The sequence below is a fragment of the Bacillus sp. PAMC26543 genome (assembly GCF_014250375.1).
Lineage (GTDB): Bacteria > Bacillota > Bacilli > Bacillales > Bacillaceae > Bacillus > Bacillus halotolerans.
The window spans coordinates 55,199-76,393 of sequence record NZ_CP060193.1 but is presented as its reverse complement, the minus strand read 5'-3'; the positions used below and the strand labels follow the sequence as shown (position 1 = coordinate 76,393).

Here is a 21,195-nt window from a genome sequence, read left to right as displayed (position 1 = left end):
AATATATCTCAGTCTAGCGTTGACAAAGTCAAATCGATAATGGCTTCAAATTTTTCCTTATCATTTGTCGTTTTTGCTAATACTCGTACCCCTACGAGTGAATTATGAATAAATTGAGAAAGCCCTTTGATGTTATAGTGTTTAGGAATTTCTCCTTTTTCTTGACCATGTTTTAGCAGATCAAATAATAAGGCTTCCGTATTTATAAAAATCTCTTTAATTTTCTTAGCTACTTCTTCATCTAGCAGGGATAATTCAACTGCTGTATTAACAGCTAAACATCCTTTTGGCAGATTTTCTTCTGGATCAATAACCATTTCAAATATTTTTCTTATAGTCTGCTTAACCGTTAAATCAGCTTTCACCTCATTCTTCATTCTCATTTCCATTACTTCTACAAAGTGACTTAAAGCTCTCATAAATAAAGTATGTTTGTCACCAAAAGTATCATAGATACTTCTGCGGTGAACCCCCATATGGTCCACCAAATCTTGCATGGATGTTTTTTCATAACCCTGTTCCCAGAAAAGCTCCATCGCTTTTATTAATGCTAATTTTTCATCAAATTCTTTATTTCTAGCCATGTAATCCCACCTTATAACGTATCATCTATTAACACTGATAAAGTACTGAGAATCATTGATGCACTAGGGCAAAATAACTTTATATCATTCATCTCTCCCTATTCTTAAATAATTAAAGAACGATCATTCTCATTTGAGAAGAAAACAGTTAGACCTAACATGTGTTAAGTATATCAAATTTAAGAACGATCGGTAAAGAATTTAGAACTCATCCTGTGTTTTATATATTTTTTAAGACCAAGGGCAAAAACTTTAAAATTGTCTAGGTGTGCTATTACCTGAATTGTAACGAATATCACTCCTTCTTATTTCTACTCAAATCAAATAAAGAATAGATATAATATTTATCAACTCAATCTTGATTATGGCCGTCTATATAGGGAAAACTTTACCTTTAGGGTTACTGCATCATATATAATGTGGATTTACATAAACAGTCACTAAACACGCTTTAATAACAGAGAGGTTGTTAGGATGAAGGAATTTTTCTCTATTGGAGAAGTATCTAAGTTATTCAATGTAAACATACCTACTCTTAGGTATTATGATGAAATTGGTCTCTTAAAACCAGAATTTACAGACGAACATAATAACTACAGATATTATTCTACACAACAATTTGAAAGATTGAGTACAATCAAGTACCTGAGAACATTAGGTTTGCCAATAAATAAACTACTTGATTTTTATGATTCTCTTGAGGTAGATACTCTGATTCACTTGCTGAAAGACCAGCAAACTGAAATCGACCGAAAAAAGAGGGAATTGGCACGCATTGAGAGAAAGATCTCTCGCCGCATTAAACAAATGGAAGACGCAGTTAATATGCCGCTAGAAGAAATTTCAAAAATCAAACTTCCTGAACTGCGTGTGGCGTATTTACAACATGAATTTATTCTTGGTCAAGATATTGAGTATCCGGTAACAGAATTGAGAACTAAGTTTAAAGTCCACAAAGATCTATTTTTAGGAAAAGTAGGATTATCCATTTCAGCAACAAATATAAAATCAAATCAGTTTGACCGATATTCCAGTATATTTATGGTGCTGGAAGATGACGATGAAATAACTTCGCCTGAAATCACTTTCCCCTCAAGAGAATATCTGCAAATTAGATTTAAAGGGTCACATTCAGAAGCAGCACAATACTACGAAATGTTACTTACATATATGAAAAAGCATCATTATGAATTGGCTGGCGACTCAATCGAAATAACACTGATTGATTATGGGGTAACTAATAATCCAGACAATTATGTGACTGAAATACTTTTGCCAATCAAATAAATTTAATTAATGGCTGTTACATACACTTGACCCTCAAGTAACTTGAGGGTTTATTTTTTTGAAAGGAACTATTATTGGAGGAGATAGCCTATGTTTGGAACAATTTTTAACACAGTTATGATCATTGCAGGAAGCTTAATTGGAGGTATATTCAAAAAAGGTATGAAAGATGAGTACCAAGAAATACTTATGCAGGCAATGGGATTCGCCGCAGTTGGATTAGGGATCAACGCCTTTACACAGCATTTGCCTTCTAGTAAATACCCAATTCTTTTTATTGTCAGTTTAGCTATTGGGGGATTGATTGGTCAGAGCATAAATCTAGAATTAAGATTTAACAATTTAGTCAACAAGTTTTCTAAAAGCAATTTAGCCGAAGGTTTATCAACTGCAATCTTATTATATTGTATAGGCTCGTTGTCAATATTAGGCCCTGTTAACGCTGCTCTGCATGAAGATTATACTTATCTTCTAACAAACGGTATATTAGATGGGATCACTTCCATTGTTCTCGCTTCCACATTTGGTTTTGGAATAGCAGCATCTGCGGTTGTATTATTTACCTGGCAAGGCTCAATATATTTATTTGCAAAATTAATGGAAAGTGCATTAAATACAGACCTTATCAATGAAATAACAATTGTCGGCGGTGTATTAATCCTTAGTTCAGGGTTAAGTATTCTGAGAATTAAAAAATTTAAAACTTTGAACCTCCTGCCATCACTGTTGATTCCGCCTATTGTCATTTTAATTATTCATGTATTTGGATTACCATTTTAAATCCTTAATCTACAATTAACCTGCAAAACTGTGCACGGAATGTCGGGTAGAAACATTTCACCCCTGTTATTCTTTTGTTAAAGGAGGTCAAATAAATGGATTTGCTTAAAAGTATGAATAAAGCATTAAAGTATATTGAAGAAAACCTCAATAATGATATTGATGTTAAAGAAGTAGCAAAGCTTGCATTCTGCTCTGAATATCATTTTAAAAGGATGTTTTCCTTCCTTTCTGGTATTTCATTATCCGAATATATTCGTCGCAGACGTCTTACTCTTGCAGCTTTTGAGCTTAAAGACAGCAATGTAAAAGTTATTGACATTGCAATAAAGTACGGATATAACTCACCAGATTCTTTTGCACGGGCATTCCAAAATTTGCATGGCATAAAACCATCAAAAGCCAGACGTAATGGCCATTCACTTAAAGCTTATCCACGTATGACCTTCCAGTTATCAATCAAAGGAGGAAGTGAAATGAACTATCGCATTGAAGAAAAAGAAGCATTTCGCATCGTTGGCATTAAAAAAAGAGTTCCTCTTATTTTCAAAGGGGTTAATCCGGAAATTGCATCCATGTGGGAAAGTTTAGATGAAGAAGCAATAAATACACTTAAAAAGCTTTCTAATGTAGCGCCTGTGGGACTCATTAGTGCTTCCACGAACTTTTCTGAAGGCCGGACAGAGGAGAAAGGAGAGCTTGATCACTATATTGGCGCAGCCACAACGAAACAGTGTCCAAATAACCTCTCACAGCTTGAAGTTCCTGCCTCAACATGGGCTGTATTCGAAGCAATCGGACCATTTCCGGATACACTGCAAGAAGTATGGGGACGCATTTATTCTGAATGGTTTCCATCGTCAAATTATGAACAAATAGAAGGTCCAGAAATACTGTGGAACGAGCATAAAGATATAACATCCCCTTCTTTTAAAAGTGAAATTTGGATACCGATCTTAAAAAAAGAATAAGTTTTACGATCAATGAAGAGGAATTGAAGGTTCTTTATGAAAGCAAACAATTAAAGTAATCGCACACATGATGAGTAACTATAAGGATTTTTCAAATGATATATACAGAAAATAAAAACATACCAATATTCTTTATTTGGTATGTTTTTTTATAATGCAAAATCTGCTTTTCATTCGGCAAATTAAGAGAACATAATCTTTATATCATTCAGGAGTTGTATTTGGCCTACCATATAATGCACTTTAAAATTTTTAAAGTTGAAATTTGTACTTTAGTAGTCCCTTTTGTTTCCCTTCTTCACATATTCCCAATCACGTTCTACATTTTTCCTGACTCTGTAGAGAGAAGGTGATCCCATGCCAAATAACAATAAACCCAATAGATTAATCGCTGAGTAATCACCGTATTTGCTTCAACACGCCCACCACCCAGTAGACTGGTACCCGTGGGGAGAAGAAGCCTTCGAAAAAGCAAAACGTGAAAATAAGCCGGTTCTCGTATCTATTGGGTATAGCTAACCTTGGCTATTCTAAAGAACATTGTCATTTAATGCACATTAGGAAGTGAATTTCTCATAGCTAGCCTTCAATTAAACGTTTTAACTTAAGCTCAGTTTCAGTATCCTCAACTGGAGTATAGACGCTGCATCTTAAATCAGTATCCCCATGCACCTGTAATGAAGTAAGATTAAACAACATTTTACCTACCTTAGCATGACGAAACTCAATTAATACTTCAGGAGCAGAGCTTATCTCATTTTCATTCCAAATTTTACGAAACTCGGGATATGCCTGTTCCATTTCTTGTATAAATTGCTCATACCAGTCATCAGCCACATACTGTCCATAATACGTTCTAAATATTGCAATATATCCTCTAACAAAATGCTCCCAATTCACTGCTAAACTTTTAAATTCCTTTCTTGCGAATAGTAAGCGTATTATATTCCTTTCTGCCGGGATGATTTGTTCAAAATCCAAAAATACATTAGCTGCTGCTTGATTCCACCCAACAATCTGGCTTCTTCTATCTGATATAATCGTTGGGCAATAACGAAGTTCCTGCAACATTTTTACTAAAGCCGGACTGATTTCCTTCTCCTTCTCATTTATAAAGGGTTGTTTCACTCCTTCCTCTAACGCTAGAGCATACAAATATCTCCTTTCATCGTTATTTAATTGTAATGCTCGAGAAATAGCATCTAATACCGAAGTAGATACTTTTATATCTCTGCCTTGTTCTAACCATGTATACCAAGTAAGACTTACACCGGCTAGTTGAGCCACTTCTTCTCTTCTTAGTCCTGGTGTTCTTCTGCGGGTTCCTACAGGTAAACCAACCATTTGGGGAGTAATTTTCGAACGTTGGTTCTTTAGAAATTCTGATAAAGCTTGAAGTCTTGTTTCAGGTTTCATTAAGATCTCCCTTTAAAATAGTATTAATTATACTAGGATAAACAACAACTTGTAATAGGATAACACAATAGCTAAAGTTAATAAAAACGAGGAGGGAATGATCATGAAAAGAGTTGTCATTACTGGAATGGGAGTTATTTCTCCACTAGGAAATGATGTAAACAGCTTTTGGAATCAACTAGTTAAAGGACACTCGGGAATATCTCTCATTGATTCTTTTGATACTGCTGATTATAAAACAAAGATAGCCGGAATCGTTCGTGATTTCGATGCAGGTGAAATATTGGGGAGAAAAGAAGCAAAACGATTAGATCGTTTTAGTCAGTTTGCCTTAGCAGCAGCCGAACAAGCATTAGAACATTCACAATTACAGTTAGATAATGTTGATCTTGAACGTTTAGGGGTATATGTTGGTTCAGGAATCGGAGGCATACAATCGCTTGTTGATAATGTGAATGTATTAAATAAACGAGGTCCCGCGAGAGTAAGCCCTAGCCTTGTACCAATGATGATTTCAAATGCAGCTGCGGCCCAAATAAGCATAAAATTAGGAGCACAAGGACCATCATTATCACCAGTCACAGCCTGTTCAATCGGGAACACCTCTATTGGTGAAGCTTTCAATGCTATCCGAAATGATGAAGCAGATATTATATTTGCCGGTGGAGCAGAAGCTGCAATCACACAGATATCTTTGGCTAGTTTTGGAAACGCCCATGCACTATCTACAAGAAACCAAGATCCAAATCGAGCCAGCCGTCCGTTCGATACAGATAGAGATGGCTTTGTTATGAGTGAAGGCGCAGGTATCTTAGTATTAGAATCATTAGAAAACGCTATTCTTAGAGATGCGCCGATATTATGTGAAGTAGTGGGGTACGGAGCTAGTTCAGATGCTCATCATATGGTAGCATCACACCCAGAAGGTAAGGGTGCCTACTTAGCCATGAAAAAAGCATTGAGAAGTGCAAATATATCAACAGGTGAAATTGATGTTATTAGTGCTCATGCAACAAGTACACAAGTAGGTGATCGTTCTGAAGTTCTAGCTATTAAGAAATTATTTGGTGAACATTCATGTAAACTTCCAACAACTGCTAACAAGTCAATGACTGGGCACATGCTTGGTGCTGCTGGCGGAGTTGAAGCAATTGCTTTAGTGGAAAGTTTGAGACAAGGAATTATTCCTCCAACTATTAATGTAGAGAATCAAGATCCAGATTGCGACTTAGATGTTGTATCAGAAGCGAGACACATTCCATTGAAATATGGGCTATCAAATTCTTTTGGTTTTGGAGGACATAATTCAGCAATCGTGTTAAAGCATTACGATTGAAGACCCATCTTTATAGTTCAAAGGTGAAATAATGGATCTATCAAGGGTTTATAGCCCTTGATTTTGATTATGGAATACCTCACAGACAAATGATGACGGGTCTTAACTTCTGGTATATTAAATTAAAAAACATTTTGCAAAAATGGGCCGCTGGTCAAATGGCACACCCAACTACGGATATATTTATAACCGATTAGAAAGAAAATTGGAAATTGATGTAGAAAAAGCAAAAGCTGTAAAGCTTGCATTTCAAATGACTATTGATGGCATAGGTGCTGATAATATAGCAGTAAAACTAAATAAATTGGGATACAGAACAAAAAATGGGAAGTTTTTTCACGGTCAGAGCATTGTCAGAATGATTAGATCCGAGATATACAAAGGATGGACTGTTGCTAATCGGTTGAAAGGAAGAAATAAAACACAGTGAAAAATAAGACCACAAGATCAGTGGATTGTTGTTAAAGACGCTGTTAAACCCTGTATTATAGACGAAGATACATGGGACAAAGCAAACAAAGCTTTAGATAAACGAAAATTACTTAACCCTAGAGCCAAAATGAGAAAACAAGGATTATCCTCTTTAATTGTATGCGGTTTATGCGGAAGAACTCACTCAGTTACTATACGTTCGAATCGAAATAACATGAGATTAATTCAATCATGTAGAAAAAGAAACCCACTTGGCGAAAAATGTATCAATGGCGAAAAACAATATAATACGATGATGGAATTAATCATTAACAATATAAAAATGAAAAAGGATCAAATACAGTTAGAAATCGAAAAACTAAAAGATGAAAATGAAACCATTGATCAGACTGCTATTGAAATACAAAGCATTGAACAACAAATTAAAAAAGTCGAAAAAGCATTACAAATGCTCCAACTTCAATTAGAGGAAGACTTAATAAGTCTCAATGACTTTAAGGAGAGAAGAACTATCCGATCAATTGAATTGGATAATCTTCAAAAAGAATTAACCAAATTAAAGGAAACAACAAAAGAAGATAAGATAAAATACAAGGAATCTTTCATCGAATACTTAGATCACTTTCTCGATAATTGGTCAGAATTAGATGAGTCGCAGCTTAATAATGAATTGATGTCTTTTATTAAAAGATAATATGGTACCATCCTATTGGAAATAGAGAATATCGTGAAATCAAAATTGATTGGGCTGAATAAAAACAAGCCCTTAATTAAGGGCTTGCTGATTACTATTCATGTTCAACTTTTTCTTGCTGATTTACACAGTGATAACATTGTCCTTCCCATAACGCAATACTCATATCGCCCCATGCTATTTCTTCACCACACCATTCATTGGGGCACTTATCCATATATAGATCATTGTTTAACATATCAAGTGCTAATGCTTTTAACTGAGCATCGCTTAATGAATTAATATCTTCAGTAACTGCTCGTTTTGCTGAACCAATTGCAGCTGGATGACTTAAAACATTATCTTCTAAAAGCTGTTTTAAGTATCCATATAGACCTCAACTATGTACATCTTCACCTTTATGGTCTGAAGCATCGCTTTTTAAACGTTCAACTAAAGAATCTATCTCTAACTTACTAACCACGTGATTGCCTCCCCATTTATTTTGAATACCTCTATTGTACTAAAATTTGGAAAAAAGGCTAGGATAATCATTTACTTATCCGTTTTTAAACAAATCCATTATACCTACTCCTTTTTGTTTTTTTTTTTCGGTTACAGCGATACTATGAGACTTAAAAAAGAGAAACACATAGCTCTCCGAAACTGTTATTTTCAAAAAATATAAATTAGTTCAAATAGAGGGTCATTTGGAATATTATATAAAAAATATTTACTTTTTTTTCTATACGCCATATAATAAGTCATGAATTTAAAAAGGGAGGATTTTCTTATAATGAAAAAAGTTATATCAATTGTGTTCACCTTAGCATTATCACTAGGTATTTTGTCTCCTATCGCATTGGCTAAGTCTGGAGTTGTAGATTTTGATTTAACCCGACGCTATCTAAGTGGTGATAAGACTGGTAATTACCACTATCTTAAAAAAGGAAATGTCGTTCTTAAGACATCTGCTTATACAGATTATTCTAGTAAAATCAAATATACTGTTCAGTTGGTAGAATCCAAAGATTGGGCCATCGATAAGTACTACTCTTCAAAAAATCAGTACGCTGGAGCAAATAAACGCATTAGTAATTCAGCTACTTGGAAAGTATCAGCCAAAGGCAAATATTATCTCATCTTTGAAAAAGGTGCAGATCATGTTAGATTAAAAGGAGATGGTACAATTAAAAATAAATGATTCACAATGAGGTGCTGATTATTGCTTAGATTTAATATGCTAGTGGGTGTTATTTTTACAGTTTTGTATATCCCATACTTTATTTTTATGTTGCGGAAAAAGTATAATATTGAGAAATTAATATTCAATATCACATTATACATATACTTTCTTTTCGTACTAAGATTAACATTATTCCCGATTTTGATTCAAAAAGAGGCTATGGAAAGTGGCAGAATCCTTTTTAAGGGAGATCCCTTAATCAATCTTATTCCTTTCAATACTCTTAAAGAAGTTTTTACTCAATATGGGACTCCTAGCTTTGAATCTACTTTGTTTCAGGCCTGTGGTAATTTTATAATGTTAATGCCTTTAGGTTTTTTATTACCACTTACCTTTTCAAAAAAATTCAACTGGAAAAGCATATTATGCATTTCATTTCTGTTTTCTTTTTCAATAGAGCTTATTCAGTTTATTCAAAACTCCTTTTACGGTTTTCCTAACCGTTTCTCTGATATAGATGATATTATTTCAAACACCATTGGTGCTCTAATCGGATATGTCATTTATAGGATTTTTGAACCTTTAATTAATAAGTTATTATTACAAAGATCGACGTGTTAAGAAACCCCATCTTCACAGTTAAAATTAACACATAAATAGAGGAGTAAACACATGGTCTACTCCTCTAACAATGAATTGAAGTCTTTTATCATAAAGATAAAAAGTACCACCCTATAGGTAATAAAGGATATGATGAAATCAAAATTGATTGAGCATAAAAAAAAGAAGTGAACTTTATAACCGTTCACTTCTCTTTTTTATTATGTCTCAACTCTATCAGCTAAATTAAATACTTTATTACCGTTTGCTAAATCAACATTATTTAATCCTGCTGCGCTCAAGCCCAGTATGACTATCATTGATAAGGCCATTAATTTGAGTTTCACTAATCATCTCTCCTTTTTGAATTTGGTTTTTGGCTAAGATCACTTCTTTATAATATTTCGATGATCTTGTAGTATCACCTTTTTATTGAATTACCTCTGCCACTTCAAAACCAAATTCTTCAATATCTCCATACATTTTATGTGATACGAGAAACAATTTCTCTAATTATGAGAGAGATTACAGAGACCCTGATACAATAACCCTTTCAAAGCTAAGTAATTTATACGATGTATCAACGGATTATCTATTAGGACGTAAACGAAAGAATATGTCCAAGCTGGATGAAACATTAAATGAAGCTATTGAAGAATTAAAAAATGAAGAAACTCTCCTTTTTATGAAGGACGAGGATATTGATGAGGAAACTGCTCGTTTAATCAAACAAGCATTAATCAATGGAATGAAATACGTTGACGCAATGAAAAAGAAAGAGTGATTCAGGAACACGGAACAAACGATGTCTACGAAATATGCGACAATCTCAACATTTCAATCTTAAAAAGTAATTTAGGTCGCATCAAAGGCTTTCTTCAATATTGCAAAAAACATCATCATTATTTAATACAGGTAAACCAAAAATACCAAAACACCAGAATCATAATTGCTCATGAACTAGGGCATTACTTTCTCCATAAAAGCTTAAACACATTCAAAATGGAAAACTGCTCTTTAGTTCTAGGTGAGAAGTTAGAACATCAGGCGAACATCTTTGCAACTAAATTACTTTTACCTGATTATGTTCTGACCAATGAAGCGTCACAATTTCAAAACTGGACACTAAATCAAATAGCCTCTTTTTTTCAACTCCCTGTACCCATTGTGGAACATAAAGTAAGACATATGAATCTTCTTTCACCAAATATAGCAATAAACCGAAACAGATTAACAATTATAAATTCATAAAATCAGAAATGGGGTACTACAGTATGAATTGGCTTGTTGGGCTTGATTGGGGTATTCAATGGGGAACCGTTTTTACAGTTGCCGGCACACTCACCGCCGCTTTTTTAGGACAAGTTTTTTCTCATCGTTACTCTCAAAAAAGGGAAGACCTTAAACAGAAAAAAGAAAGTTTTCAAAACCTGTATTCTCCTACAATTCATCATGTAACAAACTATCTTTACAAAGAAATCGATAAGCAAACTGATATCATTTTCAACTATAAGGATGAAGAAGATTTCGCAGACGAAGATGATTATTTTAATCCCGAAAAATTATTCTTAGAAGCATTTTCTTTAATAGGTGATAACCTCAAATATGCGAATCTAGAGTTAATAATGCAATACCAGGATATCAAATCAACTAACAAATTAGGCAAGCAGTTTCTCTCGATAGATAAAACTATAAAATTGTGTGACATATTCATAACAGACTACATTAAGATAAGTAAAGAAATAGGTGTTTACTCACCGAATATAAAAAAGAAAATCGAAGGCATTTTATTATTTACTAAACTGTATTACTTACTTTTAAAAATGGAAGGGTTAAATTTTGCATACACGACTTTAAGCTATGCTGACCTATTAGATAAAGTAGGAACAAAAAACACCAAATACATCAAAAACGCTATACAGTTACAACAAAAATACGAAAAATATGCTGAAAAAAATGCATTAAATGGTACTCATACAAAACGTCTTAAAAAGTTAGAGTCAGAAACATATAAACTGTTATGCGATATCGGAAAACAGTTTGAACCAATGGGGCATGAAATATCGGATAGTTGGGCAGATCATATAAATAAGCTCAAACGTTAAAAGAATTAAAATTCAAAAAAAGTGTTATATTAACGAATGTATTTTAATCTACATATATCAAATGAAAGAAGGTGATCCAATGCCCACTAACAATAAGCCCAATAGATTAATCGCAGAGAAATCCCCTTATTTGCTTCAACACGCTTATAATCCAGTCGACTGGTTCCCTTGGGGAGAAGAAGCCTTCGAAAAAGCAAAACGCGAAAACAAGCCGGTTCTGGTCAGCATCGGCTATTCAACTTGCCATTGGTGCCACGTCATGGCTCATGAAAGCTTCGAGGACGAGGAAATCGCCCGCCTTCTTAACGAACGTTTTGTTGCGATTAAAGTGGATCGGGAAGAGCGCCCTGATGTTGATTCTGTTTATATGAGAATCTGCCAGCTGATGACCGGACAGGGCGGCTGGCCGCTGAATGTGTTTATCACGCCTGATCAGAAGCCGTTTTACGCGGGTACATATTTTCCGAAGACGAGTAAATATAATCGTCCGGGTTTTGTGGATGTGCTTGAGCATCTTTCAGAAACGTTTGCGAACGATCGTGAGCATGTCGAGGATATTGCAGAAAACGCCGCTAAACATTTACAGACAAAAACAGCAGCTAAAACAAGCGAGGGGTTGAGCGAATCAGCGATCCACCGGACATTCCAGCAGCTTGCCAATGGTTTCGATACAATCTACGGCGGCTTCGGACAGGCGCCGAAATTTCCTATGCCTCATATGCTCATGTATTTTCTTCGTTATTATCACACGACGGGGCAGGAAAACGCTTTGTACAACGTCACGAAAACACTGGACAGCATGGCAAATGGAGGCATCTATGACCATATCGGCTATGGGTTTGCCCGCTATTCGACCGATGATGAGTGGCTCGTCCCTCACTTTGAAAAAATGCTGTATGACAATGCGCTCCTGCTGACAGCTTATACTGAAGCTTATCAAGTCACGCAAAACAGCCGTTACAAAGAGATTTGTGAGCAGATCATTACATTCATTCAACGGGAAATGACCCATGAAGACGGGAGCTTTTTCTCCGCTTTAGACGCGGATACAGAAGGCGAAGAAGGAAAATACTACGTGTGGTCAAAAGAAGAGATCTTGAAGACGCTCGGAGAGGATCTCGGCACGCTGTATTGCAACGTGTATGACATCACAGAAAAAGGAAACTTTGAGGGCAAAAACATTCCCAACCTCATTCACACCAAGCGGGAACAAATCAAAGCGGATAGCGGCTTAACCGACGAAGAGCTCAGCCGCAAGCTTGAAGATGCAAGACTGAAGCTGTTAAAGACGCGTGAAGAAAGAACATATCCGCATGTTGATGATAAGGTGCTGACGTCATGGAACGCACTAATGATTGCGGGTCTCGCTAAAGCGGCAAGGGTATTCCAGGAACCCCAATACCTCACCTTGGCTGAAGACGCTATCACCTTTATTGAAAACAATGTAATCATCGACGGCCGGGTGATGGTTCGGTATCGTGACGGCGAAGTGAAAAACAAAGGATTTATCGACGATTATGCCTTTCTCTTATGGGCTTATCTCGACCTCTATGAAGCCTCGTTTGATCTATCATATTTAGAAAAAGCGAAGAAGCTGTCAGACGATATGATCGATTTGTTTTGGGACGAGGAGCATGGGGGGTTCTACTTTACCGGACACGACGCAGAAGCGTTAATTGTCAGAGAAAAAGAAGTGTACGATGGCGCCGTGCCTTCAGGAAACAGTGTGGCAGCCGTTCAGCTCCTGCGCCTCGGGCAAGTCACAGGCGATTTTTCGCTGATTGAAAAAGCCGAAACGATGTTCTCCGTGTTCAAGCCTGAAATCGAGGCATACCCAAGCGGCCACTCTTTCTTTATGCAAAGTGTGTTAAAACAGATGAATCCTAAAAAGGAAATTGTGATTTTCGGGCGCCCGAACGATCCAGACAGAAAACAGATCACAAGCGCGCTTCAAAAGGCCTTTAATCCCAACGATTCCATCCTGGTGGCAGAACATCCCGACCAGTGCAAAGACATTGCGCCATTCGCGGCTGAGTATCGCATCATAGACGATCAAACAACCGTGTATATTTGTGAAAATTTCGCCTGCCAGCAGCCGACAACAGACATCGAAGAAGCCTTACAAACATTAAAAAGCAGCAGGGATTAAACGCCTTGCTGCTTTCTTTTTGATCTCTTATGGTATTGTACAACGATAAACGCAAAGAAAAGATTAACGACAACCGTAAAGAAAGTCTCCCACATCGGATTTCCCCGTGTGATGGCAAATAATGAAGGAATATCTCCATATACACTGTTTTTTTCAGTAATAAAAAGACATAAAAACATATTATTCGCGGCATGCACACCAAGTGAAATTTCAAGGCTGCCTGTTTTGACCGTATAATACGTTAAAAGAATCCCAATTGTTACATACTCAATGCCTGCCCAAAAAGCGCCATTACTCATTTCAGGATTGCCAAAGTGTACAGCCCCAAATAGACCGCCGACAATCAGCGTCAATAGAAAAGGATTCTTTATCACTTTTCCAAAAGCCTGCAATAAAAATCCCCTGAAAAACAGTTCTTCCGCAGAAGTCTGGAGCGGCACCAATAACAGAGATGCCACAAGCAGCCACAGAAAACGTGAGGCGTCAAAATCCTGAAAAGTGTATTTCGCCGGATGAATCGCATAATCAATCCCCTGAACCACAGCCATCAGCAAGTAATAAGCGATAAAGCCAAAGAAAATGCTGCGCCAGCTGATTTTTGCATGCGGTGTAATGACTGACCGAAACGGGCGTTTCAAGATAAAGCGAACCGCCAGCCAAACCCCTGGGATCGCAAATACATAAACGATATGAGTTAAAAACAGATCAGCCAAAGAATCGGTTAACATACCTGTATCCACATCAAACGCGATATGTGGACTTAAAAGTGCAGTCAATAACATCATAAAGACATAAACAATGCTTCCAAAAAAGAATAAGCCAACCATCACCAAAAAGGAGAAAAAATATCTCCACAATGTATTGTTTCCTTCTAGAGGACGGATAAATGAATTCATTCCTTCTATGACTCTTCCTTTCAACGAGAATATTACTATATATTTGCATAATTTGGTCTACTAATCTACTGTTTTGGAAATCTTTTAAGCAAAATTAAGGCGAAAAGTGTGAATTTAGTTCTTCCATCTAGTGATTTGAACTCTGTCCCCAATGAATCAAGATACTTATAATAATGCCAAGAGGGGAATGTTCAGTCTTTCTCCCGCTATTAAAAAAGGGGGTTTTTTATGAATACGGGCGTCAAACAGAAACATACACATCCTTTTTCAAACGCGGCAAACCGTTTAGACCGCCTCCCGATTTCACGTGTCCACTTCCAAGTATTAACCGCTCTCGGCATTGTTTACTTCTTTGATCTTGCGGATTTATTTACCCTCAGCAATGTAGCGCCGGCACTGATCGAGCATTGGGGCATCCAGCTTTCAACCATTGCCAATGTAACGGCTGCTTCGTTTTTAGGCATGTTTTTGGGAGCATCACTTGGGGGACGGCTTTCAGATCAAATCGGCCGAAAAAAAGCCTTGAACCTATTTGTCTTCGTTTTTTCAATCGCATCGTTATGTAATGCCGCGGCATGGGACATCCCATCCTTAATGGCGTTTCGTTTCCTCACTGGGTTTGGCGTCGCAGCTGCCATGGTCATCACCAATAGCTATTTAGCAGAATTTTTCCCTTCAAGTGTTCGCGGAAAATATATTTCTTTCTGTGCCATGATCGGATTGATTGGCGTTCCGATCACCAATATCGTATCAGCCTTTGTCATTCCGCTCGGCTCTTGGGGATGGAGACTTGTCTTTGTATGGGGCGCTGTTGGTCTTATTTATTTTTTCTTTATTCGGCGGCTGGAGGAATCACCCCGCTGGCATGAAAATCGCGGTGAATATGAAAAAGCCGATGCCATCCTGAAAAGGATTGAAGCAAGCGTTGAAAAAGAAAAAGGCCCGCTTCCTGCTCCGGCGCCGCAAACCGCAAGCGGACAGGTACAACATGCGGGTTACGCGGGATTATTAAAGGGGAGAAACCTGAAAATAACCATTGTGTTATCCGCGGTATGGATTTTTGAAACCTTTGGATTCTATGGCTTTGCCTCTTGGGTCCCCAGCCTGCTAAAAAGCAACGGGGTCACGATGGAAAATACATTATGGTATAACGTATTGCACTCGGTCGGCGCTCCGCTGGGCGCATTGCTGGGTTCAATGATTTCTGAAAAATTTCAGAGAAAATGGATATTGGCCGCCAGTGCGTTTCTGACTGCCATCGCAGGTCTTTTATATGGCATGACCTTCATTCCCATCATGATTATCGTGTTTGGTTTCATCGTCAATATTACGGAACGGGTTTTCACATCAAACTTATATGCGTATACATCTGAGCCTTTTCCAACAGAGTATCGCTCGTCAGGCAGCGGTTTAGCCTATGGGCTCGGGCGCTTTTCGAACATCTTCGGATCATTGCTCGTCGGTTTTATCGCCGTTCAGTTCGGCTATGTCAGCGTCTTTTTCTTTATAGGCGGCTGCTGGCTCGCATGCTCCATTTTGTTAATCTGCTTCGGCCCCAATACGAATGCCAAGCAGATATAAAAAGTCAGTGCGGCGTTAACCGCACTGATTTCAATTCAATTCCTTCAGCTTTCTCGCAGGGTTTCCCCCTACAACCGTATTCGCAGGCACATCCTTTGTCACTACGGAACCCGAAGCAATCACCGCGTTATCGCCGATCGTCACTCCCGGGTTTATCACTGCCCGCCCGCCAATCCAAACATTATCCCCAATTGTAACAGGCTTACCGAACTCCTTCCCCGACTTCCTTTCAAGCGGGTCGAGAGGGTGACCAGCCGTGTAGATATGCACCCCTGGAGCAATCAAACAATCACGTCCTATACGAACTTCACAAACATCAAGAATGACACAGTCAAAATTAACAAATGTACGATCCCCCATATGAATGTGATAGCCGTAATCACAGCGGAATGTCGGCAAAATGGTGACTTGATCACCGATCGAACCCAGCAGATTTTTCAAAAGTTCCGTTCGCACTGACTCATCTTCTGGTGATTCGTTATATTGTTTAATCAGATTTCTCGCATGTTTACGCTCTAGTGATAATTCACGGTCTTCCGAATTGTATAATTCTCCGGCTGCCATTTTTTCTTTTTCTGTCAGCATTCAATTCACTCCAAGATGTTAAATTGTAATCTCTATTAGATTTCCTTCCTCATCTTCAATTACACTTTCATAGTAGCCGTCCCCTGTCGTCCTTGGACCGCTTACTACAGCGAATCCGTCCTGCTTTAACCTTTCTGTCAGTTCATCAACATTCTCTTTGCTTCCAGTGGAAAAAGCGATATGCGCCCAGCCTGTCATCGTTTGTGACGGCTGATCAGTCACATCTCCTTTTTTCATGATTTCCAGCCTTGCTCCGGAATCAAACGTCATAAAATACGATTTAAAATCTTTCTTCTCATTATGATAAAGAGAATTGGCTTTGCCATGAAAGTACGTTTCATAAAAAGCCTTCATTCGCTCTAAATCACTGACCCAGATGGCCGTGTGCTCAATACGCATTTCTTCCTCCTCCTTTGTCTTTCAATGAAGTTATAAGGTATGAAATGCATTTCAGTTCAAGCTTTTTTCATGAATTGGTGGAGAATTTTTATATCTTTGGGACGCTCCTGCAAAAATAACGAAAATGCTGTGGTGCCCAGCTGCTCAAGATTCAGATCAAGCGATGGGAAACAGAGGGCACGGCTGATAGAGGAATGTCCTTCTCCAATGATCTCAACATCCCAGTCTTTCTTTTTGGCAAATACATAAATTCCCGCTGCCACTTCATCACTGTTTGCATAAATAGCTGTTGGAGCCCAGCCGCTTGTATAGAAATACGCACCCGCCTGCTCTCCGTCGTCCATATGATTACAGCCGGTCAGCATATGGCGGTCCTCCAGGCTTCCATAGACGGCCTGATAAGCCGCTGCTTTATCCGCCGTACTCGGGCTCTTGTCGGCGCTTCTCACGCAAGTAAAAGCGATATTCTCATGTCCGCGGTTCTTTAGATATCGAAAGCTTTCTATGTAGGCTGCTTTTCTGTCATTGTAAGCACAAGGAATATCAATGTCTCCAGTATCTTCACAAGCGATAATCGGTCCATATTCTTGATAGGCTATTATACTGTCCCAGTGATTGGCTCGTGATGTAATAATGAGGCCATCTATTTTTTTCATTCTTAACAGCTCTAAATATTTGATTTCAATGTCGGGGTTATAGTTGGTAGGGAGGAGGGTTGTTGCATATTCATGTCTAAATGCCGCCTTTGTGATGCCGTTTACGATTTTATCAAAGCAAGGGTGATCGCTGTAAGGCAGGATTACACCGATCGTTTGAGTCTTGCCGCGAATGAGGTCGATCGCAGTTCGATTCGGTGTGTAGTCTAATTCCTCCATGACTTGATGCACCAGCTTCCTTTTTTCTTCAGACACATACGGATGATGATTCAGTACGCGTGACACAGTCGAAACAGATACATTCGCCAATCTCGCAATCTCTTTTATGTTTGCCATCTCTTTCTCCTTTTTCATCATAAAAAAACAGTAAGGATCAATCCTTACTGCTATCACATCATATATTAATCGTAAGTTCAACAGGACAATGGTCGGAACCCAAGACGTGTGCTGATATCTTGGCATCATCAATCTGCCCCTTAAGACTCTCAGAAACAATAAAGTAATCCAGACGCCAGCCGATATTTCTGTCCCGGGCACCCGCACGATACGACCACCAGGAATAAGCGCCTTCCAGATCAGGGTATAAATAACGGAATGAGTCGATAAAGCCGGCTTCCAAGAAACGAGTGAATGCTCCTCTTTCTTGATCAGAAAAACCCGCGTTATTCCGGTTTGCTTTTGGATTCTTCAAATCAATTTCCTGATGAGCCACATTTAAATCACCGCACAGGATAACCGGTTTTTTCTTGTCCAATTCGAGAATAAACGCTAATAAAGCCTCTTCCCATTGCAAACGGTAATCAATGCGTTCCAGCCCTCTTTTTGCATTAGGCGTGTAAACGGTCATCACATACACGTTTTCAAATTCCAGCGAAATCACTCTGCCCTCTTGATCATGCTCTTCTATTCCGATTCCGTACATGACGTTCAGCGGTTTTTGTTTTGAAAAAACAGCCGTACCTGAATATCCTTTTTTCTCTGCATAGTTCCAATATACATGATAGCCTTCAGGCTGAACATCAACCTGGCCATCCTGTATCTTTGTTTCCTGAAGACATATGATATCTGCATCCTCTTCCTTCAGATAAGAAAAGAAATCCATCTTTCTCATGACAGCCCGCAGGCCGTTTACATTCCAAGAAATCAGCTTCATATTTGTTTCATCCCCCCTATAAAAAAGAGCAAGAACCCGAAGGTCCTTGCTCTTTACGTATCAGCTTACTCACCAGTTACGTATGGAAGTAAAGCCATTTGACGAGCGCGTTTGATCGCTGCAGTCAATTTACGTTGGTATTTAGCGTTTGTTCCAGTTACACGACGTGGTAAAATTTTACCGCGCTCAGAAACAAACTTTCTAAGAAGATCTACATCTTTGTAGTCGATGTGCGTGATACCGTTAGAAGTGAAATAACACACTTTACGGCGCTTCGCACGACCGCCTCTGCGTCCTCCTGCCATTGTCATTTCCCTCCTTTCTTTGTCAATTTAGCGATATTCTCATTAGAATGGAAGATCATCATCCGAGATGTCAATCGGCTTGCCGTCGTTGGCAAATGGGTCATCATTAAAGCTGTTCCCCTGATTGCGTCTCTGGTTGTTTTGATTTCCCCCGAATGGATTATCATTTTGGCCTCCGCCAAAGTACTGGCCTCCGCCGCTGTTTCCTTCGTTGTATCCACCTGAACCAGAACCGCCGCCGCTTTTCGGCTCAAGAAATTGAACACTTTCAGCTTGGACCTCGGTCACGAAGACACGCTGCCCTTGCTGGTTTTCATAGTTTCTTGTTTGTAAACGGCCATCTACGCCTGCAAGGCTTCCTTTTTTCAGGAAGTTTGCAACGTTTTCGGCTTGTCTTCTCCAAGTGACACAATTAATGAAATCGGCCTCACGTTCTCCAGACTGGTTCGTAAATGTACGATTCACAGCAAGAGTAAACGTGGCAACAGCCGCACCGTTTGGCGTATAACGAAGCTCTGGGTCTTTTGTCAGTCTTCCGACTAATACAACTCGGTTAAGCATAAGAAAGACCACCTTTTACCATTATATATTTCAAAATTGCTTATTCTTCTTCTTTAACAACAATGTGGCGAATGATATCGTCACTGATCTTAGCTAGACGGTCAAATTCTTGAACTGCCGCAGCATCAGCTTGAACGTTTACGATTTGGTAGAAACCGTCGCGGAAATCGTTGATTTCGTAAGCTAGACGACGTTTACCCCAATCCTTTGTTCCAGTGATCTCCGCACCGTTAGAAGTCAGAACGTTGCTGAAACGCTCGATAACTGCTTTTTTAGACTCATCGTCAATGTTTGGGCGGATAATGTACATAACTTCGTACTTTCTCATCTGTTTGCACCTCCTTTTGGACTAAGCGGCCCGTAATGGGCAAGGAGCAATAATTCTATTACTCACAATTTTATATTATACCAAAGCTCTTGTCCCTTTACAACTGCATCCTATACATTAAATCGGAAATGAATAACATCTCCGTCTTTTACCACGTAGTCTTTTCCTTCAAGACGGACTTTTCCGGCTTCCTTCGCTCCTGCCATGCCGCCGCCCGCAAGAAGATCATCATAAGCAACCGTTTCAGCGCGAATGAAGCCGCGCTCAAAGTCACTATGAATAATTCCAGCGCATTCAGGGGCCTTCATGCCTTTTTTGAATGTCCAAGCTCTGACTTCCTGCTCACCGGCTGTGAAATATGTTGCCAGCCCAAGCAGCGAGTAAGATGCTTTAATCAGCTGATCAAGACCTGACTCTTCAATCCCCAGCTCTTCAAGGAACATTTGCTTCTCATCGCCTTCAAGCTCAGCGATTTCGGATTCAATCTTCGCACAAACGACGATGACTTCTGCGTTTTCGCCGGCAGCGTATTCACGAATCTTCGCTACATATTCATTGCCAGACGGGTCAGCCACTTCCTCTTCACTTACGTTTGCAACATACAAAATAGGCTTTGACGTCAGCAAATGAAGCTGCTTTACAAGCTTTTGCTGCTCTTCAGTAAACTCAACAGAACGAGCAGGCTTTTCATTTTCAAACGCTTCTTTCAGTTTAGACAAAATGTCAAACTCAAACACAGCCTCTTTATCTTTTTGCTTTGCAAGCTTGCTGACACGTGTAATCCGCTTTTCAACTGTTTCCATATCAGCGAGAATCAGCTCAAGATTGATCGTTTCGATATCATCAATCGGATCAACTTTACCGGAAACGTGTGTAATATTATCATCAGAAAAAGCACGGACAACGTGGCAGATCGCGTCAACTTGGCGAATATGAGAAAGGAATTTGTTACCGAGACCTTCTCCTTTTGACGCACCTTTTACGATTCCTGCAATATCAGTGAATTCAAAAGCAGTCGGCACAGTCTTCTTTGGTTGGACAAGCTCAGTCAGCTTTTGCAGACGATCGTCCGGTACTTCTACAATTCCCACGTTCGGATCAATTGTACAGAACGGGTAGTTGGCTGATTCGGCACCGGCCTGTGTAATTGCGTTAAATAATGTTGATTTCCCGACGTTCGGCAAACCGACAATTCCAGCTGTTAAAGCCATT

General features: G+C 38.7%; 25 protein-coding genes and 2 pseudogenes. 14 read left to right on the top strand and 13 right to left on the bottom strand.

The features are described from left to right. Positions 1–8: 8 nt before the first annotated feature. Complete coding sequence (locus H7F27_RS00415) at positions 9–584, bottom strand: TetR/AcrR family transcriptional regulator (protein WP_024123547.1); 576 nt, start codon at positions 582–584, stop codon at positions 9–11. Positions 585–1,058: 474 nt separating this feature from the next. Between H7F27_RS00415 and H7F27_RS00410 the strand changes: the two genes are divergently transcribed. The 3 genes from H7F27_RS00410 (at position 1,059) to H7F27_RS00400 (ending at position 3,622) form a co-directional block, all read left to right on the top strand. Next, positions 1,059–1,871, top strand: coding sequence for a MerR family transcriptional regulator (locus H7F27_RS00410; RefSeq protein WP_185848381.1), 813 nt, complete (start codon positions 1,059–1,061; stop codon positions 1,869–1,871). Between the two features lie 90 nt (positions 1,872–1,961). Next, on the top strand, positions 1,962–2,651 hold the full coding sequence (locus H7F27_RS00405; protein WP_185848380.1) for a DUF554 domain-containing protein: 690 nt from the start codon (positions 1,962–1,964) through the stop codon (positions 2,649–2,651). Between the two features lie 95 nt (positions 2,652–2,746). Next, positions 2,747–3,622, top strand: coding sequence for an AraC family transcriptional regulator (locus H7F27_RS00400; protein ID WP_185848379.1), 876 nt, complete (start codon positions 2,747–2,749; stop codon positions 3,620–3,622). A gap of 272 nt (positions 3,623–3,894) precedes the next feature. On the opposite strand, the pseudogene H7F27_RS00395 reads toward H7F27_RS00400, so the two are convergent. After that, positions 3,895–3,975: pseudogene (locus H7F27_RS00395) on the bottom strand (MarR family transcriptional regulator); the annotation flags it as partial. Between the two features lie 55 nt (positions 3,976–4,030). Between H7F27_RS00395 and H7F27_RS00390 the strand changes: the two are divergent. After that, a pseudogene (locus H7F27_RS00390) lies at positions 4,031–4,138 on the top strand (DUF255 domain-containing protein); the annotation flags it as partial. A gap of 63 nt (positions 4,139–4,201) precedes the next feature. Here the strand turns inward: H7F27_RS00390 and H7F27_RS00385 are convergent. Beyond that, positions 4,202–5,038, bottom strand: a complete 837-nt coding sequence (locus H7F27_RS00385; protein ID WP_095712554.1) for a helix-turn-helix transcriptional regulator — start codon at positions 5,036–5,038, stop codon at positions 4,202–4,204. Between the two features lie 103 nt (positions 5,039–5,141). Here H7F27_RS00385 and fabF point away from each other — a divergent pair, with 103 nt between their 5' ends. From fabF to H7F27_RS00360, 5 genes are all read left to right on the top strand, one after another. Continuing rightward, positions 5,142–6,374: a beta-ketoacyl-ACP synthase II gene (gene fabF / locus H7F27_RS00380; RefSeq protein WP_185848378.1), complete on the top strand. Its 1,233-nt coding sequence runs from the start codon at positions 5,142–5,144 to the stop codon at positions 6,372–6,374. Positions 6,375–6,579: 205 nt separating this feature from the next. Then, the gene (locus tag H7F27_RS00375) at positions 6,580–6,804 is read left to right on the top strand and encodes a recombinase family protein (RefSeq protein WP_185848377.1); all 225 of its coding nucleotides are present in this window, start codon (positions 6,580–6,582) and stop codon (positions 6,802–6,804) included. Positions 6,805–6,933: 129 nt separating this feature from the next. After that, positions 6,934–7,500 carry a recombinase zinc ribbon domain-containing protein gene (locus H7F27_RS00370; RefSeq protein WP_185848376.1) on the top strand — a complete coding sequence of 189 codons (567 nt, stop codon included), beginning with the start codon at positions 6,934–6,936 and terminating at the stop codon, positions 7,498–7,500. 775 nt (positions 7,501–8,275) lie between these two features. Further along, positions 8,276–8,683 carry a hypothetical protein gene (locus H7F27_RS00365; protein WP_185848375.1) on the top strand — a complete coding sequence of 136 codons (408 nt, stop codon included), beginning with the start codon at positions 8,276–8,278 and terminating at the stop codon, positions 8,681–8,683. Positions 8,684–8,719: 36 nt separating this feature from the next. After that, complete coding sequence (locus tag H7F27_RS00360) at positions 8,720–9,286, top strand: VanZ family protein (protein ID WP_313770543.1); 567 nt, start codon at positions 8,720–8,722, stop codon at positions 9,284–9,286. Between the two features lie 200 nt (positions 9,287–9,486). Here H7F27_RS00360 and H7F27_RS20730 read toward each other — a convergent pair whose 3' ends face one another. Beyond that, entirely contained in the window at positions 9,487–9,612 is a 126-nt protein-coding gene (locus H7F27_RS20730; RefSeq protein ID WP_260627300.1) for a hypothetical protein, read from the bottom strand. A 269-nt stretch (positions 9,613–9,881) separates the two neighbouring features. Here H7F27_RS20730 and H7F27_RS21055 point away from each other — a divergent pair, with 269 nt between their 5' ends. The 4 genes from H7F27_RS21055 (at position 9,882) to H7F27_RS00340 (ending at position 13,519) form a co-directional block, all read left to right on the top strand. Further along, the gene (locus H7F27_RS21055; RefSeq protein WP_313770542.1) at positions 9,882–10,049 is read left to right on the top strand and encodes a hypothetical protein; all 168 of its coding nucleotides are present in this window, start codon (positions 9,882–9,884) and stop codon (positions 10,047–10,049) included. Further along, positions 10,046–10,516, top strand: coding sequence for an ImmA/IrrE family metallo-endopeptidase (locus H7F27_RS00350; RefSeq protein ID WP_185848373.1), 471 nt, complete (start codon positions 10,046–10,048; stop codon positions 10,514–10,516). Before H7F27_RS21055 ends, H7F27_RS00350 begins: the two co-directional genes overlap by 4 nt. Positions 10,517–10,539: 23 nt before the next feature. Further along, positions 10,540–11,370 (top strand): hypothetical protein, encoded by an 831-nt coding sequence (locus H7F27_RS00345; RefSeq protein WP_185848372.1) that lies wholly within the window; start codon positions 10,540–10,542, stop codon positions 11,368–11,370. 79 nt (positions 11,371–11,449) lie between these two features. Beyond that, positions 11,450–13,519, top strand: a complete 2,070-nt coding sequence (locus tag H7F27_RS00340) for a thioredoxin domain-containing protein (RefSeq protein ID WP_185848371.1) — start codon at positions 11,450–11,452, stop codon at positions 13,517–13,519. On the opposite strand, the gene H7F27_RS00335 is transcribed toward H7F27_RS00340, so the two are convergent. Then, complete coding sequence (locus tag H7F27_RS00335) at positions 13,516–14,415, bottom strand: CPBP family intramembrane glutamic endopeptidase (RefSeq protein ID WP_185848370.1); 900 nt, start codon at positions 14,413–14,415, stop codon at positions 13,516–13,518. The genes H7F27_RS00340 and H7F27_RS00335 overlap by 4 nt on opposite strands. Positions 14,416–14,643: 228 nt before the next feature. Here H7F27_RS00335 and H7F27_RS00330 point away from each other — a divergent pair, with 228 nt between their 5' ends. Beyond that, positions 14,644–15,996, top strand: a complete 1,353-nt coding sequence (locus H7F27_RS00330) for an MFS transporter (RefSeq protein ID WP_185848369.1) — start codon at positions 14,644–14,646, stop codon at positions 15,994–15,996. Positions 15,997–16,026: 30 nt separating this feature from the next. Here the strand turns inward: H7F27_RS00330 and H7F27_RS00325 are convergent, their stop codons facing one another. The 8 genes from H7F27_RS00325 to ychF all read right to left on the bottom strand — a co-directional run bounded on the left by H7F27_RS00325 (position 16,027) and on the right by ychF (position 21,194). Continuing rightward, entirely contained in the window at positions 16,027–16,581 is a 555-nt protein-coding gene (locus tag H7F27_RS00325) for a maltose acetyltransferase domain-containing protein (RefSeq protein WP_059292117.1), read from the bottom strand. Between the two features lie 18 nt (positions 16,582–16,599). Beyond that, complete coding sequence (locus H7F27_RS00320; protein WP_059335345.1) at positions 16,600–16,980, bottom strand: VOC family protein; 381 nt, start codon at positions 16,978–16,980, stop codon at positions 16,600–16,602. Between the two features lie 56 nt (positions 16,981–17,036). Then, positions 17,037–17,972, bottom strand: a complete 936-nt coding sequence (locus H7F27_RS00315) for a transcriptional regulator CcpB (RefSeq protein WP_185848368.1) — start codon at positions 17,970–17,972, stop codon at positions 17,037–17,039. A gap of 58 nt (positions 17,973–18,030) precedes the next feature. Next, a complete protein-coding gene (xth, locus tag H7F27_RS00310; protein WP_185848367.1) occupies positions 18,031–18,789 on the bottom strand; it encodes an exodeoxyribonuclease III in 759 nt (252 codons plus the stop codon). 65 nt (positions 18,790–18,854) lie between these two features. Continuing rightward, positions 18,855–19,094 carry a 30S ribosomal protein S18 gene (rpsR, locus tag H7F27_RS00305; protein WP_010332656.1) on the bottom strand — a complete coding sequence of 80 codons (240 nt, stop codon included), beginning with the start codon at positions 19,092–19,094 and terminating at the stop codon, positions 18,855–18,857. Between the two features lie 42 nt (positions 19,095–19,136). Next, entirely contained in the window at positions 19,137–19,655 is a 519-nt protein-coding gene (ssbA, locus tag H7F27_RS00300; RefSeq protein WP_010332657.1) for a single-stranded DNA-binding protein SsbA, read from the bottom strand. 40 nt (positions 19,656–19,695) lie between these two features. Then, positions 19,696–19,983: a 30S ribosomal protein S6 gene (rpsF, locus tag H7F27_RS00295; protein WP_010332658.1), complete on the bottom strand. Its 288-nt coding sequence runs from the start codon at positions 19,981–19,983 to the stop codon at positions 19,696–19,698. Between the two features lie 110 nt (positions 19,984–20,093). Next, positions 20,094–21,194 (bottom strand): redox-regulated ATPase YchF, encoded by a 1,101-nt coding sequence (gene ychF / locus H7F27_RS00290; protein ID WP_101865112.1) that lies wholly within the window; start codon positions 21,192–21,194, stop codon positions 20,094–20,096. Position 21,195: the final 1 nt, after the last annotated feature.